Origin of the sequence: Flavobacterium sp. JP2137 (genome assembly GCF_050562195.1) — a bacterium.
GTDB lineage: Bacteria > Bacteroidota > Bacteroidia > Flavobacteriales > Flavobacteriaceae > Flavobacterium.
The window spans coordinates 1,035,451-1,054,157 of sequence record NZ_CP191647.1; the positions used below are offsets into that span (position 1 = coordinate 1,035,451).

17 protein-coding genes are annotated in these 18,707 nt (G+C 45.2%); 4 read left to right on the forward strand and 13 right to left on the reverse strand.

Going from position 1 to position 18,707, the window contains the following annotated elements; translation table 11 throughout:
- Positions 1-24: 24 nt before the first annotated feature.
- Entirely contained in the window at positions 25-1,029 is a 1,005-nt protein-coding gene (locus tag ACQZ43_RS04535; protein WP_430614758.1) for an AAA family ATPase, read from the reverse strand.
- 167 nt (positions 1,030-1,196) lie between these two features.
- Between ACQZ43_RS04535 and ACQZ43_RS04540 the strand changes: the two genes are divergently transcribed.
- The 3 genes from ACQZ43_RS04540 to ACQZ43_RS04550 all read left to right on the forward strand — a co-directional run bounded on the left by ACQZ43_RS04540 (position 1,197) and on the right by ACQZ43_RS04550 (position 3,774).
- Positions 1,197-2,342, forward strand: a complete 1,146-nt coding sequence (locus ACQZ43_RS04540) for an ATP-binding protein (RefSeq protein WP_430614759.1) — start codon at positions 1,197-1,199, stop codon at positions 2,340-2,342.
- Entirely contained in the window at positions 2,332-3,081 is a 750-nt protein-coding gene (locus tag ACQZ43_RS04545) for a metallophosphoesterase family protein (protein ID WP_430614760.1), read from the forward strand. The genes ACQZ43_RS04540 and ACQZ43_RS04545 overlap by 11 nt, the downstream gene beginning before the upstream one ends.
- Before the next feature lie 141 nt (positions 3,082-3,222).
- The gene (locus ACQZ43_RS04550) at positions 3,223-3,774 is read left to right on the forward strand and encodes a DUF3575 domain-containing protein (RefSeq protein WP_430614761.1); all 552 of its coding nucleotides are present in this window, start codon (positions 3,223-3,225) and stop codon (positions 3,772-3,774) included.
- A 218-nt stretch (positions 3,775-3,992) separates the two neighbouring features.
- On the opposite strand, the gene ACQZ43_RS04555 is transcribed toward ACQZ43_RS04550, so the two are convergent.
- From ACQZ43_RS04555 to ACQZ43_RS04610, 12 genes are all read right to left on the reverse strand, one after another.
- On the reverse strand, positions 3,993-4,175 hold the full coding sequence (locus ACQZ43_RS04555) for a transposase (RefSeq protein ID WP_430615594.1): 183 nt from the start codon (positions 4,173-4,175) through the stop codon (positions 3,993-3,995).
- A 499-nt stretch (positions 4,176-4,674) separates the two neighbouring features.
- Positions 4,675-7,377 (reverse strand): carboxypeptidase regulatory-like domain-containing protein, encoded by a 2,703-nt coding sequence (locus tag ACQZ43_RS04560; protein WP_430614762.1) that lies wholly within the window; start codon positions 7,375-7,377, stop codon positions 4,675-4,677.
- Positions 7,378-7,439: 62 nt separating this feature from the next.
- Positions 7,440-8,162, reverse strand: coding sequence for a GLPGLI family protein (locus tag ACQZ43_RS04565; RefSeq protein WP_430614763.1), 723 nt, complete (start codon positions 8,160-8,162; stop codon positions 7,440-7,442).
- 112 nt (positions 8,163-8,274) lie between these two features.
- Positions 8,275-8,493 (reverse strand): hypothetical protein, encoded by a 219-nt coding sequence (locus tag ACQZ43_RS04570; RefSeq protein ID WP_430614764.1) that lies wholly within the window; start codon positions 8,491-8,493, stop codon positions 8,275-8,277.
- 390 nt (positions 8,494-8,883) lie between these two features.
- A complete protein-coding gene (gene amaB / locus ACQZ43_RS04575) occupies positions 8,884-10,431 on the reverse strand; it encodes an L-piperidine-6-carboxylate dehydrogenase (protein ID WP_430614765.1) in 1,548 nt (515 codons plus the stop codon).
- Between the two features lie 89 nt (positions 10,432-10,520).
- Positions 10,521-11,054 carry a 3-hydroxyanthranilate 3,4-dioxygenase gene (locus tag ACQZ43_RS04580; protein WP_430614766.1) on the reverse strand — a complete coding sequence of 178 codons (534 nt, stop codon included), beginning with the start codon at positions 11,052-11,054 and terminating at the stop codon, positions 10,521-10,523.
- A gap of 19 nt (positions 11,055-11,073) precedes the next feature.
- Positions 11,074-12,342 carry a murein hydrolase activator EnvC family protein gene (locus ACQZ43_RS04585; RefSeq protein ID WP_430614767.1) on the reverse strand — a complete coding sequence of 423 codons (1,269 nt, stop codon included), beginning with the start codon at positions 12,340-12,342 and terminating at the stop codon, positions 11,074-11,076.
- Positions 12,343-12,360: 18 nt separating this feature from the next.
- Positions 12,361-13,140, reverse strand: a complete 780-nt coding sequence (locus tag ACQZ43_RS04590) for a lipoprotein insertase outer membrane protein LolB (RefSeq protein ID WP_430614768.1) — start codon at positions 13,138-13,140, stop codon at positions 12,361-12,363.
- Positions 13,141-13,228: 88 nt separating this feature from the next.
- Positions 13,229-14,239: a sugar phosphate nucleotidyltransferase gene (locus ACQZ43_RS04595; RefSeq protein WP_430614769.1), complete on the reverse strand. Its 1,011-nt coding sequence runs from the start codon at positions 14,237-14,239 to the stop codon at positions 13,229-13,231.
- 20 nt (positions 14,240-14,259) lie between these two features.
- Complete coding sequence (dut, locus tag ACQZ43_RS04600) at positions 14,260-14,697, reverse strand: dUTP diphosphatase (RefSeq protein ID WP_430614770.1); 438 nt, start codon at positions 14,695-14,697, stop codon at positions 14,260-14,262.
- A 229-nt stretch (positions 14,698-14,926) separates the two neighbouring features.
- Positions 14,927-16,381: a polysaccharide biosynthesis C-terminal domain-containing protein gene (locus ACQZ43_RS04605; protein ID WP_430614771.1), complete on the reverse strand. Its 1,455-nt coding sequence runs from the start codon at positions 16,379-16,381 to the stop codon at positions 14,927-14,929.
- A 66-nt stretch (positions 16,382-16,447) separates the two neighbouring features.
- Complete coding sequence (locus tag ACQZ43_RS04610) at positions 16,448-17,203, reverse strand: PdaC/SigV domain-containing protein (RefSeq protein WP_430614772.1); 756 nt, start codon at positions 17,201-17,203, stop codon at positions 16,448-16,450.
- 283 nt (positions 17,204-17,486) lie between these two features.
- Between ACQZ43_RS04610 and ACQZ43_RS04615 the strand changes: the two genes are divergently transcribed.
- Positions 17,487-18,629, forward strand: coding sequence for a cystathionine gamma-synthase (locus ACQZ43_RS04615; protein WP_430614773.1), 1,143 nt, complete (start codon positions 17,487-17,489; stop codon positions 18,627-18,629).
- The last annotated feature ends 78 nt before the right edge of the window (positions 18,630-18,707 follow it).

Genomic DNA, 18,707 nt, shown 5'->3' on the forward strand with positions numbered 1-18,707 from the left:
AATAGGTAATCGTAAAGTCGTTGACTAAGGCACTTCGACCTCGTTGACGATTTGGTTGATGATGTCTACCGAAGTGATGTTCTCGGCTTCAGCCTCATAAGTAACCCCAACTCTATGGCGCAAGACATCGATGACCACGGCGCGGACGTCTTCGGGAATTACATAGCCCCTTTTTCGGATAAAGGCATAACACTTGGCCGCCATGGCCAAGTTGATACTTCCACGAGGAGAAGCGCCAAAGCTGATCAGGGGTTTTAATTTTTCCAATTTGAATTGTTCGGGATAACGCGTGGCAAAGACGATGTCCAAAATGTATTTTTCGATTTTCTCGTCCATATAGACCTCGCGTACCGCGGCTTGTGCACGGGCGATTTGCTCTAGAGAAACCACCGGATTGATCGTAATCTTGGCGCCGGATAAATTTTGACGAATCACCTGACGCTCTTCCTCTAATTTGGGATAATCAATAACGGTTTTCAACATAAAACGGTCCATCTGCGCTTCTGGCAACGGATAAGTACCCTCTTGTTCTACCGGATTTTGCGTGGCCATCACCAAAAATGGGCGATCCAACAGAAATGTCTCGTCGCTGATCGTGACTTGCTTTTCCTGCATGGCTTCTAAAAGTGCCGATTGTACCTTGGCAGGAGCGCGGTTAATCTCATCGGCCAGGATGAAATTCGCGAATATAGGCCCCTTGCGAATGGAGAAATCGTTTTCTTTAATATTGTAAATCATCGTTCCCACCACATCGGCCGGAAGTAAATCGGGTGTAAACTGAATTCGACTAAAAGAACCGTGTACGGCCTTGGCTAGGGTGTTAATCGCTAGGGTTTTGGCTAAGCCCGGCACGCCTTCTAACAAGATGTGTCCTTGACCCAATAAGCCGATTAAAAGGCGGTCTATCATGTGTTTTTGACCCACAATAGCCTTGTTCATTTCCAGGCTTAACAAATCGATAAAAGCGCTTTCTCTTTCGATTTTCTCATTTAATGCGCGAATATCATGCGTGTTTTCAGTAGCTTCCATATCTATTATCTTTGTACAAAAAATGCTTAGTTGTTTAGTTGCCGCAAATTCAAAATTTATTTACTTTTTCCTTGTTAATAATAGGTTAAATATTTTGTCTATAGGAACTCATTAGGGCTCATTTATGAATTTCTTTTTATATTTTTAAGGATTAAAAAATAAATGTTGTGATTAACAAGCGATTGCTTATAAGAAATTTATTGTCTCATCACGATGAGAATAGCTTTTACGACAAAAAAAGACAGCTCAATTTGCACAGCAAGGAGGGGAAGGGCAAGTTTTTAAAACACGTGTGTGCTTTGTCCAATTCCAACCCCAAAAACAATTCCTTTCTGGTGGTGGGAATTGAGGATGAGGAGAACCTGATTGTCGGCACGGATTTTTACGACGACAGCAAAATACAAAACCTCGTCAACGCCTTTTTGGAGAATCCCCCCACGATCCAATATGAAAATGTGCCCTTTCCCGATTTGCCCCCCAACCGCGTGGTCGGTTTGGTAACGGTGCGCCCGCAAAAGGGACTGACGTCTTTTAAAAAGGCGATTTACACCATTCCCGTAGGCACGTTTTTTAGCCGTATGGGCAGCAATTCCGTGCCCGATGTCTGGCCCAAGGAAAACGGCAATCGCGCCTTGGTCGAGAGCATTGAAAAAATTTCGCGCAACAACCTCAATCACATACTCGACAGCGTGGTGAGCTTTGTCACTATGGCGCACAAAGACATGAAAGCGGACTATTGCGTGTTTAAGGAGTTTTTTGTGGTGTGTTGGGCGGGAAAGCCGCGGAAGATTCGCGACAAGGTTTTTTATTCTCGGGTAGACATCGAATTGATCAACGAACAGATTAAGTTGTTTTACTCCACCTTTGATGCGGTAACCATCGATTACAACAAAGACGAGTTCGTCATCACCGAATATCTGCATTTGGGACTTAAAGATGCCACCACCTATTACCCCTTTGAGCGTCTGGTTCTTCACTTTTATGAAAACGGTTCCTATACCATGAAAAACACCCTGTTGTTTGAACCGCCAAAATACAACCCCAAACTCCTGGGGCACATCTACCAGGCCAATCTCAAGTTGTTGGACAAGTTGGAGCGGCGCGAACCGCTGACTAGCTCGCAAGAGCGCGACCTCGCTCAGTTGCCGCAAACCATGATGATCTGTTATTTAAACAATTTTGAAGCCGCCAAAGCCGTGTTAATTGGGGCTAAAGACCTGTTAAAACAGGCCGAAAACGAAGCGGTATACAGCTCCTTTAAAGAAGTAATGCGTATCTTGCGTAAAGTGAAATACGAAGTTAATGAAGAATAGAACATTGGTAATTGGAGACATACACGGCGGATATAAAGCCTTGTTACAGGTTTTGGAACGGGCGGGAGTTTCTGCCGGAGACCAGCTGATTTTTTTGGGCGATTATGTGGATGGTTGGAGTGAATCGCCAGAAGTGGTCGATTATTTGCTGCAGCTGCAACAGCGACAAGCCTGCGTTTTTATAGGCGGCAATCACGAGTCACTACTGCTGGATTGGTTGCGCAGTGGCAAGGCTAGAGAACCTTGGTTAAACAATGGCGGAAAGGCCTCCATAGCGTCCTACAGTTCCCTTTCTGCACAGAAGAAGCAGCAACACATCGCGTTTTTTGAACAACTGCGCGATTTTTATATAGACGATTCCAACCGCCTCTTTATTCATGCGGGTTTTACCAACCAAAAAGGAGTCGATTACGAATTTTTTCCCGAATACTTTCGCTGGGACCGCACCCTGTGGGAAACCGCCTTAAGCGTGGATCCCAATTTGGACAGCGCCGACCTGATTTATCCCAAGAGACTCAAAATATACGACGAAATCTTTATCGGTCATACACCCGTCACCCATGTTGGCTCTAGTGTTCCCATGCACAGTGCCGGGGTGTGGAATGTGGATACCGGAGCGGCTTTTACCGGCTGTATCAGTGTTATGGACGTTGAAACCAAGGCCTTTTGGCAAAGCGATCGACTGCCAGAACTCTATCCCCATGAGCCGGGTAGAAATGCCGTTTTACTGCCCGAATAGGTTTTTTTGCAGCAAAACAGGCCGCTTTTGTCTAAAAAACCGATCGATGCACTAGCGCCAAAGCAGCCGATACACATTTTGCCGGGGTGGATCCGGTGTTTAATAAATCGTTTTTCTATATTTGCATAAAAACAAATAGATATGAAAAAATTATTCCTTTTAATGCTTCTTATTGGTGGAGGTATAAGTGCACAGGCTCAGGCTGTTAACGAGGTGAAATACAATATTTTGAATACGATTATCATGAAGTCGGTCGAACTGGGTTATGAGCATTTTATCGACAGAGACCAATCGGTAGGGGTAGATTTGTATTTAAACGACCGCTTTTCATATTATCCAGAAAGCAAGAGCAAGGGAAAAAAATTCAATACCACCAGCATAGGTGCCTCTTATAACTTTTACTTCGGCGGCAAGAACGGCGAAAACGGATCGGGATATAGTGTCTCGCCCTTTTTAAAATACCGATTTGGCGATTTTGAAGAAGACAAGTGGAGAGCGGATGAAAAGGTTACAGAAACCACCGATATGAACAGTGTTATCGTCGGTATAGGTGTGGGCTATAAATGGGTTAAAAACGATTCGTTTACCATACAACCCTTTGCAAACATCGGCAGGAACTTTAGCGAAGATGTCAACGACCGCTTTATGGCTATCGAGTTAAATGCAGGTGTTATTATCGGCTATCGATTCTAAACCACTTAAATTTCTTACAAAAGAGAGGTCGTTCCAAAACAGCATTTGGCCGGCCTCTTTTCATTTTTATTAAAAACCTCATTTTTGACGTTTTTAAATTTCCATTAAAATCTCAGCAGCCCAAAATGGGCTAAAATGCAACAAAAGCAGCTTTTAGGCTGCCTTTTTTCTTATATTTTGTGCTATTCTAATAATCCCCATTCTATGGCAACTTTTTTCTAACCCCGAAGCATAAAGCTCCTACAACCGTGATTTGCTTTAATATTTCCAAACACGGCTTCTACATCATGGTATCTTTGTTTTCGCTTTTTTATTCCTTCTTTAGAGCTTAATAGATTTCGAGCCTTAGTACAGTAATTTTCTAGTACTACGTTAACTTCGATAATTCTATTTTGACTTATGACATAGTGTTCTTAAGGGACATCCTTGACAGAAAAACTCATCTGGGAATAGGTCTTTTGTTTTCATAACTGTATAAAATTTAAATATAAAAAAAATGACTTGGTTTTTTACTAACCCAAGTCATTTTTAAATACTTACACAGTTTTTGGTACAGTGTCTCTTTTAGTTTGTAAACTAGATGAATTCGTTGTTAAATTTTAAAACATAACATTGTTCGCATACTTAATTTCGAAAACCGGGGAGTTCACATTCTTATTTTTTATTCACTTCGGTACGCGTGATCTTTCCATCCAAATGATCCTTTACAACTGCTTTTATTTCATTTTTAAATTTGAGGTTTTCGATTTCAATTTTTTTCGATTTCTTTTTTAATTTCTTCGTTTTGCCCTATTCTCCGATTGAACTCGCTAGTTTCCTTAACGGCACGATTAAAGGACGATTAAAGCATGTCTTTTTTAAACTTGTCCACTAGTCTCTATACGCGAATAAAAACCGCCTTTATAAATGGTATTGTATCGAAAGCAGCAGAATTCGCGGTAATACGGCAGTGGTGCTTTGGTCTACCGTAAAATCGCTGATGCGAACGCGGTTAATCGCACCGCTGTTTAAGAGGTTATTGCCTTGAAGCCCTATAGTCCACGGACTGGGTTTACCGTTTAATTCCAGACGGATATCGAGCGTGTCTACTCGGGTTTTGTCGGATTCGATGGCGGTTTTTTGGCAGCGGTAATCGGCCTTGAATAAGCCGTTTTTGAGGAAGCGCGACTGCAACTTTAGCGTCCATAAATCCCCTTGGGTTTTCTTGTCAAACTTAGCGATGCGCTGATGGAACGATTTGTTGTAGCGAATTTCTAGCGTGGGCATTTTTTTCAACAGGGTTTTGACGCCGAGGCCAATTTGTTGAGATTCGCTTCGAGTGGGAATTTCATGGTCGTTGATAACTTGGGTATAACGGCTAAAATCGAGGGAGGCGCTTAGACTCATTTCAATACTACCTCGCAGGGGCGCCTTTCCGAAAGCAGCCAAACTCCACTGGTTTTCGGGTATGTTGCTGTTTATTGCTTCGACATACTGTTCCGAACGCAACAGCTGTACCCGATTGCGAATCGGCTTGTCGATTCGCTTAAATCGCGCCCAGGCAAAGAGGCTAAAACCGGTATAGGGGTTAAATTTTCTATAGCGCAAATCCGCTTGCTGTTGCTGTTGTGGATGCAGTTGCGCCTGGCCTTTAGACAGGCTGTTAAAGGCGTTTATACGCCATTGATCGGCATAGTTTTCGGCTTTTGCATAGGTGTTTTTTAGTCCGTAATCCAGAATAAGACTCTCGGAATCATGGAACTGATAGGCTAGTTTGACCTCGGGTTCGAGGGCCTTTTTAGAAAGGGTGTGTGCTGTTGTGGAGTAGCGATTTTCCAACTGATAATGCTGCATAAAAAGACCGACCGTTGCGGTGAACTTCCGGTGTAAAAACTTGTGTTCGATACCGATAAACGACTGGTTTAAGCGATGATGCAACCGATTGCCAAAATCCTTGTATCCAGTCCAGGTTTCGCCGTTGAGGTATTCGTCGTCTATATAGAGTTTGGTGGGGTTGGTCTGGTGGCCGATGGAGGTGTATACATGGTGTTTTGGTGCGGCGATCCAATAGTATTTCGCACTGAGGTGTATCGCGTTCTGAAGGCGCTTTTTTCGTTCTTTTAATTCATAAGCATCGGCGGGTGTCCAGGGAATGTGGGAATCGAGATAGGGTCGATTGGAAAACCAGTTTTGCTTGGGAACTTCTTCGGTATATACGTGCGAAACGACGAGCGTGGCGAGGTGTTTTTTATGAAAGTTGTGATGAAATTCAAACAGCTGGGAAAGGGCGAACTGGTCGGCAGTGGTCGTGGCTTGCAAGTGCTTTGCCTCGGTATCAGCTTGCGAGAAAATAGCGGTCTTTTTGGAATCGGAAGTCAGGGCAAATTGCAGGTTATAGTCTAAAGTGGTCTGCGATTTTTGACGATATTGGGCGCTTAGCTTTCCCGAACTCAACTGCTGCTGGCTATGGGCGTAGGTGGAGCGGCTTTCTGTGGTAATCGCAGTGGATTGCAGTTGCGATAACGCCTGATCAACCTGAGTGGATAGTCCATTTTTATGATACAGCAGCCAGCCTTTTACCTCCCATTTTGGATGAAGGTCAAATCGGAAGTCGGTGGATATCAAGTGATTTTTGTTTTCCATAGCTGTGGTGTTGGGCAAGCGGTGCGCGTGGAGGTCGACGAGTTGCTGTTGGGGGGTGTTTCTAAGGTAAAGCCTTCGTGGGCTTTCAAAGCGCAGTATATCGGCCATATCAAGAACTTGTAAACCCGCGTTGTTGCTGTTGGCGATCGTGCTCCAATGGCGTTTTGACGCATAGTAGAACAAAGCGGTATGCGCCTCGTAAAAACGGTCCAGACCAAAGCTGCCCTTGGCATTCCCAAATGCGAAATTCTTTTTGTTTTCTCGGAGTTTGATGTTCATAGCGAGTTGTTCAGAGCCCGAGACCTCTCTGAGTTGGGCGACCGCTGTAAAGTGATCAATAAGCTCGACTTGGGCAACGGCATCGGCGGGGATGTTTTCGACTCCGAGTTTGGTGCCTCCGCCAAAAAAGACATTCCCCTCGACTGAGAAATGGGTGACCGTTTTGCCATTGACCTGTACTTGCCCGTCGTCGGTAACTTCGATACCGGGTAGTTTAGAAAGCTGGTCCTTCAATTTGCGCTCTGTACCATCCGCGAAAGCGCGGACATCATAGGTTATCGTATCTCTCTTGAGGACAATTGGTTGGAAATCGAAGTGGATGGTAATTTCCTCCAAGAGCCGTTCCTTGGGCAGCAGTACGAAATCGTGGGTGAGTACGGGGTCGTCGCCCTTGTAAGCGAAGATTTGGGCTTCGAAACCGATGTGATTGACCGTGATGCTATAGTTGGTTTTGGGTTGGAGTACCACTTTATAACGACCGTAGCGATCGGCTACAACAAATTTAATCGGATGGTTTTCCGTTGTTGCACGAGCGAGTATATGGCTGTTTTCCAAGGGCTCACCTTGGCTGTTTGTTATCGTTCCGCTTAGGTTTTGTGCTGGGATTGTACCGCTTGCACACAGGGCGCACAGCAGCAGTGCCAATTTTAAGGCGGCGGCGCTTTTGGCGCATAAGGGTCGGTTGCGGTTTGTTCGTATCATAGCGGGGTGGAAAGCTCCTGGTTTAAATGATACCCTCATGTGGTTTATATAGCCATAAAACCCTAGGAACGCTTTTTATCGGTTTTCTTTAAAAGGGCTTCGCGCACTAATTTTGAATAATCGGACTGCCTCATTTCCGTTCCTTTAGTCGGCGGTAACGGCAAGTCGATTTTCTTGTTAAATTCAAGCTTGGACAAGACAAATACCTCCATACCCCTTTGCAGTTGTACGATTAAGCCAGGGAGTCCTCCGTATTTATCGGGCCCCAAGGGATAGGGGAATTCTGGCGTATACCAAGCGGTGACTTGGGAGCTTTTCCCAACGGCGTCTGTTTGGGTTTTACTGGCTTTGTAGCAGCGGTACCCGTTGATTTGGGTTTGTTCGTCGTGCAAGACCCAACGTTCATCGTATAGCGGCGCGTTTAGGATATAGGCGTTGTCGGCTATGCCAAGGGGAGCAGATCCTTTGTTGTAATACGTCATCGTGTTATTGGCGATATTCGTATAGACGGTTTTGTCGCAGCCACAGAGCTTAAAGGCTAAATTGTTGGCCGCATTGCGGTTCTGATCCAACCGCTCAAAAACCGCTTGCTGCGCATTGAAGATCAGTCGTAACTCGACTTCGTCCTCAAATTTTTTAGCCTCCTCAAGAACGTGGTATAAACGCGGGTTTGTCTTTACACTCGACGCGTCAATCTCGAATTTTAGTTTGTAATGAGCGATGTGGTTTGTCTGCGCATAAGCACAACACTTAGCAATTATTAGCAGGAGTAGGATGCTTTTCATAAACAGTTCTGTTGTTACAAGGGTTCGTAAATACAGTTTACAAGGAGACTGGTTTTTTCGACCAAATTCCAGTGCGAGTCTTTTAAAACACGGGCTATTAGCGGTTTGGATTTTAATAGTAAAGCGCTATACATTCCCAGAAGAAAACGTCGGCTATAGCCGAAGCCTCTTCAAAGGAAAAATCGTTGATATCTTGTAAGACCTCCATATCGCATAACCACTGATCCGTACAGGGTGTGGCAGATGTTAGGGCCGTTGGGCATGCGGAGACACAGGTTGCACTGCAAATAAACAGCACAAGGCTTAGGGTGATTTCTAGTCTTTTTTTCATCGGTATCGGTTTTTAAGGGGGAACAAATAAATTTGAAATTTTGCTAGTATACGACAGCTGCATTTGTCGACCTCTTCTCTAGTTCAAATATAAAAAATAAGCGCATAAAAACAAGGAGTGATTTAAACTTTAATACTGATTATCAGTTGTTTGCATTTTGAAATCAAAATATAGAAAGCCAGAATGTGGGGTTTTTTATCTGGTTTTTTTACGGCATAAAGCGGTGGAATGAGGGGGAGGTGGTTGCGGTTGGCATCGGTCTAATCCACGAAAAAAGGGGCCCGATTGGAGCCCCTTTTTTTAGGTATAAAGTATGTTAACGGACAATTTGCTTTCGGGTAATTCGAATGAAAAAATACCCTAATGGAAAATTACCTGCAGGATTTCGGATTAAAAGTCGAATTTAATTCCTTGAGCCAATGGAAGCGCCGTACCGTAGTTGATGGTATTGGTTTGTCTTCTCATATACGCCTTCCAAGCATCCGATCCGGACTCACGTCCACCACCGGTTTCTTTTTCTCCACCAAAAGCACCGCCGATTTCTGCACCCGAAGTACCGATGTTGACGTTGGCAATTCCACAGTCAGAACCCGATTGAGACAAGAACAATTCCATCTCTCTCATGTTGTTGGTAAAGATCGATGAGGACAATCCTTGAGGAACGCCATTTTGCATGTCGATAGCCTCTTCAATAGTGCTGTATTTCATCACGTATAAAATCGGTGCAAAAGTTTCCGCTTGAACGATTTCAAACTCGTTTTTGGCTTCGATGATACACGGTTTTACGTAACAACCACTTTCGTAACCGCTACCTTCTACCACACCGCCTTCTACCAAGATGGTTCCCCCTTCTTGTTTGGCTTTTTCAATGGCGTTTAGATAGTCGTTTACCGCGGCTTTGTCGATCAGTGGACCTACGTGGTTATTGCTGTCTAAAGGGTTTCCTATTTTCAATTGCGCATAGGCACTTTGTAATACTTTGATCGTTTTATCGTAAACGCTTTCGTGTATGATTAATCTTCTCGTCGATGTACAACGTTGTCCTGCTGTTCCCACCGCTCCAAACACCGCTCCAACCAATACCATATTGATATCGGAATGTTCTGAAACGATAATGGCGTTGTTTCCACCTAATTCCAAAATCGTGTTTCCGAAACGCTCGGCTACGGTTTTCGATACGTGACGTCCGATACGTGTTGATCCCGTAAAAGAAACCAACGGAATACGAGGGTCGTTGTTGATCAAATCACCACATTGATTTCCGATGACTAAGTTGCTCACGCCTTCGGGAATATCGTTGGCTTTAAAAACTTTGGATACTATATTTTGACAAGCTACACCGCATAAAGGGGTTTTTGAACTCGGTTTCCAGATACAAACGTCTCCACAAACCCAAGCCAACATGGTGTTCCAGCTCCAAACAGCTACTGGGAAGTTGAATGCCGAAATCACACCTACGATACCGTATGGATGCCATTGCTCGTACATTCTGTGTTGAGGACGTTCGGAATGCATCGTCAGTCCGTATAATTGACGGGAAAGTCCCACCGCAAAATCACAGATATCGATCATCTCTTGAACCTCACCCAAGCCTTCTTGTAAACTCTTTCCCATTTCAAAAGAAACCAATTTACCCAGCGGCTCTTTTTGTTTTCTCAATTCGATTCCGATTTGACGCACGATGTCTCCACGTTTAGGTGCAGGCACCATTCTCCACGTTTTAAAAGCCTCTTCAGCCGTTTTCATTGCGAGTGCGTAATCTTCTTTAGTCGATGTTTTTACCTTTCCGATGAGTTCTCCTGTGGCAGGAGAATACGATTCAAGAATCTGTCCGTTGGAAAAAGTGTTAGAACCAGTAGAAGTTCCATTGTTTATTTCCTCTAGGCCTAATTGCTTTAAAGCCTCTTGAATACCAAATTGGTCTGTTACTGTTGCCATGATATATTGTTAAATGGTTGATGTATAATTCTAGGCGAATTTACAAAAAATATATGGAAGCTGACAGCCGATTTGTGCGATGGTAACGATTACTTGATAAATCGCGCATCGGCTTCCATGACCTGCTGGCATTTGGAGCAGCAGCGCAGGGTTTCGGATTGGTAGAAGTCTTTAAAGTGCGGCAGAAAGTCCGTTTCTATATTGGTCAGTTCAAAATACACCTCGTGAAGCAGGTGGTTGCAGTTGTCGCAATACCACAGCAAGCCGTCGCGATGTCCTTTGCCCTGGCGTATTTTTTCGACCACCAAGCCTACCGAGTCCGCTTTTCGAATGGGGCTATGCGGGGTTTTTGCCGGCAGTAAATAGATGTCTCCCGCGTTGAGGGTTAGCGATTTTCGCTCGCCGTCTTCTTGGATGTCGATTTGTATGCTGCCTTCGAGTTGGTAAAAGAACTCCTCGGATTCGTTATAGTGAAAATCCTTGCGGGCATTGGGACCGCCCACAACCATTACAATAAAATCTTCCGACTCTACATAGATGTTTTTATTGCCCACCGGAGGCTTTAACAGATCGCGGTTGTCTTGGATCCATTGGTGTAAATTAAAAGGTTTTCTACTGCTCATAAAAGGCTTTTTTACTGCGTTAGTTACTTCTACTCAACCAGCTTTGCGGATTGTGAATGGTGGTGTTGTGCGACAATAAGAATTTTAAAACCGCGCGTCCCGTGGCATTGGTACCGATGGTACCGATATTTTGTTTGATGCTTACTTTGTCGCCTTTTTTGACCGAAACCGAGCTGAGGTTTTGATATACGGTAATGTAATCTCCGTGTTGAATCAAGACCGCTTTGTTTCCGCCAGAAAGCACCTGTACCTGAAGCACTTCACCGCCAAATACGGCACGGGCCGACGAACCGGGCTCGGTACTGATTTCCAAACCGCTGTTGTGTATGGTGAGCTGACTCTGTACCGGATGCGGCTGATCGCCGTAGGGCAGAGATATAAATCCCTTGGCTACGGGCCACGGCAAGCTTCCCTGGTTGGCTCTAAAGTTGTTGGCTATGATTTTGCCCTCTGGAGTCAATTCAAAGGTGGTTGTATTGGCCTTTGAAGAGGTGGTCGGTGGTTTTTTTCCGGCTTTCGCTGCGGCTTTCGCTGCGGCTTCACGCGCTTTGCGGTTGGCTTCGGCTATGGCTTCGCGGATCAATTGCTGTATTTGACGATCGATAGCTCGGGTTTCCTCCTGTTTCTTCTTGATTTGGGCGTTGTATTTCTTCTGATCCTTTTTGATGAGGGCTACGAGTTCTTCCAGCTTAATGCGGTCTTTCTCCAAATCCTTTTTCTCGCGTTCCGCGTCTTTTAACAACAGCCCCTGTTTGTTTTTTTGAACCTCTAGGGTGGCGACGATCGCTTGCAGTTCCGTCGATTTTACCTTGACTTCCTCACCCTGATTCTTTCGGAAATTGGCGTACTGCTTCATGTACTGAATGCGCTTATAGGCCTGTAAAAAGTTTTCAGACGACAGTACAAACATGATGCGACTTTGCTCGGAACGGCTTTTATACGACTTGTAAATCATTTTGGCATAATCCTCTTTGAGCACGGCCAACTCCTTTTGGAGCTTGTTGATCTGCAATTGGTTTTTATAGATGTTGTCCGTGAGCAAGCGCAGTTGCTGTTGGGTATTTTGAATGAGCTCTTGGCTGAGTCGAATCTTTTTATTCTGCTCGGAAATATCCGAAAGCACATTGCGCTCCTTGGATTTTTCGGTTTGTAGCATTTGCTGCACATTCTTGATCTCCTTCAAGATCTGTTCCTTCCGAAGTTCCAAATTGCGCTGCTTTTCACTGGTTTGAGCCCATATAAGGGGACACAAAAGCGAGAATAATAGGATGTAAATCAGTCGTTGCATTGAATATTTTTAGCCAATTTAATTAATAGAGATGCGTTTATAATCACTTGGCACACTGTACGAGAAGCTGAGTTCCTCGTCAAAAGTGGCTTGGTTATAAAGAATGCTCAAATGTATGGTTTTTTCTTGTGCTGCCTCAATATTTATTTTAGTGGGCAGGGTGATGTTTTGCGCTTTCTGATATCCGGGATACGATATCGTTACCGATCGGTTTTCGTTTTTTTGTGTAATCGCTTCTTTTTTTAGTAGCAAATCCTCATTTTCAAAGTAATAGGTAGCGGCCAATCCCTTGTTGGTGGTCGACTGCAGTTTGTGCAGCCCATCTTCTAAACTCGCGACGAGTTTCTCCTTGGTCAAATCGTTAATCGCGTGGCCTAGCAGTAGATTCTGTACCTTTTGAAAGTCGAGATCCGTGCCTAACCATTGGCTGAGCGTGCGGTAATCGCCCTCAAAATAAGCGCTGTTCATCTTTTCGTAATACTGCACCTTGTCTTGCGTGATCAGGGCTTTGGCTACGGTAAAGCCCAGCATTTTCACCGTGAGCAATATTTGTTTGTCCTTTTCTATGCGGATTTCGGTATTTGCCGTAAAGCTTTGTCCGTTGCCCTTGTAGTTGGTGTTGCCGCGAATCAAGGCCGTTTTAAACGTTCCGCTGTTTTTGTAATGGCCGTTGACGATGTTTAGCACCGTTTTCGATTGGGTTGCCGCGGATTCCGACACATCGGTTCCGGTATTTCTCACGGTTTTACACGCCGCCAGGCTCAGTATTAACAGGGTAAAAGCAAAGGCCTTTTTCATGGTTGAGGGTTTCTAATAGACTATCAAATAACATTCCTTTTTGAAGGTAAAATCCGTTTCATCAAAAATAAAACGGATTTTTAGGGTATTATTCCAATACGGAGTAGTCTCCGATACTGATTTGGGTGTGTTTCCCGTCGTAAATCGCGTGGTTGCCCACCATCGCATTGTCCAATTGGGCGTTTCGAATTTGGGCGTGGGTTTGTACCAAGCTGTTGCTGATTGTGGCGTTTTCGACAGTGGTTCCCGTTCCCAAAGATACATTAGGACCAACGGTGCTGTTTTTAATCACCACCTGTTCTCCGATATAGCACGGGGGAATGATGGTGCTGTTTTCCAGCTGTACCGAAGGCGCCACTAAGTTGATTTGGTCCTCTTGCAAAAATTGCAACATGCGGTTGTTGGTGTCTACCGTGACGTTTTTGTTGCCGCAGTCCATCCATTCTTCCACCTTGCCCGGCACAAAGCGCATGCCCTTTTGCTTCATGTTTTCCAGGGCATCGGTCAATTGGTATTCTCCGCCTTTGGTCAGGTTGTTGTCCAAGAGGTATTCCAATTCGCTGCGCAGGGTTTCGCCGCTCTTAAAGTAGTAAATACCAATGATGGCCAAGTCGGATACGAATTGAGTGGGTTTTTCGACAAAGTCGACGATTTCGTTTTTGTCGTTGAGTTGTACCACGCCAAAAGCGCTGGGGTCGGCAACTTGTTTGACCCAAATCACGCTGTCGGCGGTTTTGTCCAAAGAGAAGTCGGCCCGAAACAAGGTGTCTGCATAGGCGACTACTACAGGGCCTTCCATGCTTTCTTTGGCGCACAAAATGGCATGAGCCGTGCCCAATGCTTCATTTTGGTAGTAGATGTTTCCCCTAGCGCCCAATTTCTCGGCTATGGCAATCAAGTCTGCTTCGACGGCTTTGCCAAAGCTTTCGTGTATGATAAAGGCAATCTCCTCGATGGAACCGTCTAGAACTTTAGCAATATCTTCTACCAATCGGTGTACGATGGGTTTTCCCGCAATGGGAATTAAGGGCTTGGGTACAGTAAGTGTGTGAGGGCGTAGACGTGATCCCCGTCCGGCCATAGGTACTATAATTTTCATCGGATATTTTTTAGTTGTTTTTATTTGGTTCCCGTACTGCCAAATCCACCTGCTCCACGCTCGGTTTCCGACAGTATTTCGGTGGTTTCCCACTGCACTTGTTCAAATTTGGCCAGCACGAGCTGGGCTATGCGCTCTCCGTTTTCAATGGTAAAGGGCTCGCTGGAAAGGTTGACCAATATAATGCCAATTTCTCCGCGATAATCCGCGTCTATGGTTCCCGGCGAATTGAGCAGGGTAATTCCCCTTTTTGCCGCCAAGCCACTGCGCGGGCGTATTTGCGCTTCGTATCCTTCGGGCAATTCGATAAAGAGGCCTGTGGGAACGATGGTTCTTTCCAAGGATTTTAAAGTGATCGGGGCACTGAGATGAGCCCGTAAATCCATACCCGCAGACGAGCTGGTCTCGTAATTCGGTAACGGATGATTCGATCGGTTGATGATTTTAACGGTTTTCATATACTGATATTAGTAGTTTTTTTATCGCTTTACACGGCCAGCCGAGGCAGGGTTACGGGTATTTCAATCCGCCCGGTTTTCGGTGGTCGTTGATGATTTCTTTTCAAACTGCGGGCTATTTACTCGAATTTCCGCACCGCAACCACATCCGTTAAGGGCGTGGAACGCAGCCTTGCAGTAGGTGAAACAAATATAATGTATTCTGTAGATTTAATGGAGGCGCTGGGGGTTATTTAATGATATTACGAAGTAATTTTCCTTCGTATTTATAGAGAAAACCCAGAAAAATGGCGATAAACGCCACGCCAACCCAATAATTTTCGCGAAAGCCGTAAAAGTAAATGGCGGAAAAGGCGATAGACATACCCGTATAGCCCACTATGGCTTTTTTGTTGTAGGGTATGGGGTAATAGCGGTTGCCGAGTACATACGATATCAACATCATACTGCCATAGGCTATAAGAGTGGCTATAGCCGAGCCCACATAGCTCCATATCGGAATTAAGGCGTAGTTGAGCACTATGGTAAGCACAGCGCCAAAAATCGAGATATAGGCGCCGATTATCGTCTTGTCTCGGAGTTTGTACCACACCGATAAGTTGGTGTAAATACCCAGGCAGAAATTGGCTAAGATAATCAGGGGAACCACTTTCATCGCTTCCCAATAGGTGGGGTTGGGAATCATGATCGGTTTGAGGATGTCGACAAAAACGATGACGCAGAGCATGATCAAACTGCCGATTATCGCAAAGTATTTGGTGATGGTGGCATATTTGGTTGGGGCATCTTCATTTTTGGCATAATTGAAGAAAAAGGGCTCGATTCCCAAGGTGTAAGCCTGTCGAAAAAGGACCATAAACAAGCCGAGCTTATAGCAGGCTGCGTATTTCCCGACTTCGATTAAGGCGATGTCTGGAGGAAGCAAGCGCCCCAATAGGATCTTGTCGAAACTCTCGTTAATGGCAAAGGCCAAGCCGCCGATCATAACGGGAAAACCGTATTTAATCATCTGTTTGCTCAGGGCGACATTAAAGCTCAGGGTAATTTTGAGGTAATCCGAGGCAAAGACCAACAAGGTCAAGGCACTGGCGATCAGATTGGCGAGGAATACGTATTGAACCTGTTGGCCTTCGACGTATATACTGCCAAAGAACGACTCGGGATAGGCATCGGCCAGTTGCGGCAGCCCGTATAGAAAAAAGATATTTAGCGACACATTGACCAAGACATTGCCCATTTTTACCGCGCTGTAAAAAGCGGGGCGCTGATTGGCGCGGAGCTTGGAAAAGGGAATGATCACCAGAGCATCGAGCACCAAAATCCAAATCAGGTATTGAATGATTGTGGTATCGACCTGCAGGTAGGCACTCCAGTAGCTCTGCGTCGAGAGTCCCACGGTTAAAAACAACAGCGAGGTAATCGTCAAATACAACATGGAATTGTTGACCACTTCCCGCTTTTCGTCGCGAAGGTTGTAGAATCTAAAAAAGGCGGTTTCCATACCAAAGGCCAGAACCACGTTGAAAAACATCATAACGGAGAATACGATATTGTATTCGCCATAGACGTTGTTCGCCATAAACGAGGTGTGGAAAGACACCAGGAAAAAGCCGAGTAACTTCGGGAATACCGTGGCTAAGCCATAAATGGCTGTTTGCTTAAAAATTTTTTTATAGATGCTCAAAATCAGCGGTTTCAGTAAGAGGCAAAAATAACCAATAAATGCCCAAAGTCCGGGGGCTTTACCGAATTATTTTACGCGTAGAAAAGGCGCTACTTCCTCAGGGGTAAAGACCAACTTGGTCGGACCATCGGCATAAGAGGCGATCTCGTAGGTGTTGTAGTAGGCGACAAAGGCATCTTTTAGAAATAAAAAGGTGTCTGGCAGTTTAAAACGGTCGTCTTCAAACATCAATCCCGTGCTGTTGATGCCCTTATCGCTTGGGATTTGAAGTTGACTGCGCAGTTTTTTCTCGACCAAATCCGACAGGCCTTGGCGGTCGAGTATCAGTTCGTCGGCGGTATACAGATGGCCGTTTTCCGGATTGAAGTTTAAACCGCGAACCCCTTCATAGCCGTGGGCACCGCCAGAAAACGTATAGTGATCGAGTTGTATGGCGAGCAATTGCGGGCTTTGGTAGGTGATATGACCCTTGATTTTCGCCTGCCAAGGGGTACTCTCCTTGGGGTACTCCTTTTTGAGTTGGTTGTACGAATCGACAAAGGAGTGAACCACGGCCTCATAAGAAACCGCCTTAAGGGGTTCCTCTTCAAAAGAGACGATCGTGCTAACGGTTTTTAAAAGGGTTTTATTGATGCTGTCTGCCGCGATGGAATTGGCGGTGGTAGCCACGGGAATTTCGACTACTGCGGTGGTGCAATCGTCCTGGTCGCACGGCTTGGTCGACTGCTGTTCGAATTTCTGATTTTCAAAGACTAAAGTCTTGTCTTTTTGGCAACTAACAACTACTAATAAACTCGCAAACAGGGGGAATAGAATCTTCATAAGGCGTTCGGAAAAGTGTTAATTAATAACAAATTTATACAATTTACTTTGGAATTAAAAGTATATTTGTGTTTAAATCCCTTTGGACGAAGCTTCTTTTTAATCGCCTCCAAATCCGGCGGTTGCAGCGGTTGCAAAAGCCCGTGAGCAAGCGTTGGCGAGTGCCTTTGTGCAAAGGCGGATTTAGAAGGAGTAGTGAGCCGCCCAAGGACTTAAGCGAGTGACACCCGTGCTAGCGGTCGTCCTAATACAATATATATAAAACAAACAAACCTATTTAGCTATGAAATTCAACACCAAAACCATTCATGGAGGTCAGCAAGTCGATCCTAGTACAGGCGCTGTGATGCCTCCGGTATATCATACTTCCACTTTTGCACAAAGCAGCCCGGGTGTTCACTCGGGATATGAGTACAGCCGTGCGGCCAATCCGACTCGAACGGCCTTGGAAAACGCGTTGGCCAGCATCGAAAACGGTGCACGAGGCTTAGCATTTTCGTCGGGATTAGCAGCGACAGATTGCGTGCTGCGCATGTTAAAGCCCGGTGATGAGGTCATTGCTATGGACGACCTCTACGGGGGTACCTATAGAATGTTTACCCGGATATATCAAGACATGGGCATCGTGTTTCACTTTGTCGACATGAACGATTTGGAGCAGTTTCAAGCGGCAATCACCGACAAAACCAAATTGGTATGGGTGGAAACACCGACCAATCCGTTGATGAAGTTGGCGGATATTGCGCGTATCGCACAGATTACCAAAGCCAAAAACATCCTTTTCGCAGTCGACAATACCTTTGCCACGCCGTATTTGCAAAATCCGTTGGATTTGGGCGCCGATGTGGTTATGCATTCCGCAACCAAATACCTCGGTGGACACTCAGACGTAATCGCTGGAGCACTGATTACCAAAGAAGCCGAATTGGGCGAGCAATTGCACTTCTATCAATTTGCCACCGGGGCCACATTGGGCCCCCAAGAGAGCTTTTTGGTGCTTAGAGGAATCAAAACCCTGCATTTGCGCGTGCAAAGACATTCCGAAAACGGTATGAAAGTGGCCCATTATTTAAAAAATCATCCCAAAGTAGCCCAGGTTTTCTACCCGGGATTGGAGGAACACCCGCAGTTCGACGTCGCTCAAAAGCAGATGAAAAACGGTTTTGGAGGGATGGTTTCCTTTACCTTTAAATCCGGAGCCAAGGCAGATGCCATTGACTTCTTAGAACGCGTAGCGGTCTTTACCTTGGCAGAATCCTTAGGAGGCGTAGAGTCCTTGGCCAATCACCCCGCACTGATGACGCATGCTTCCATACCCGAAGACAAGCGCAAGGAAATTGGGGTGACCGACGATTTGGTTCGCCTAAGCGTGGGGGTAGAAGATATAGACGACTTGATTCAAGATTTGGAACAAGCTTTTAGATAGTTGAAAAGGCGCTTGGTATCAAGCGCCTTTTTTTTATTTTTACAAATACCTGTAAATATGAAGGTGTTATAATATATT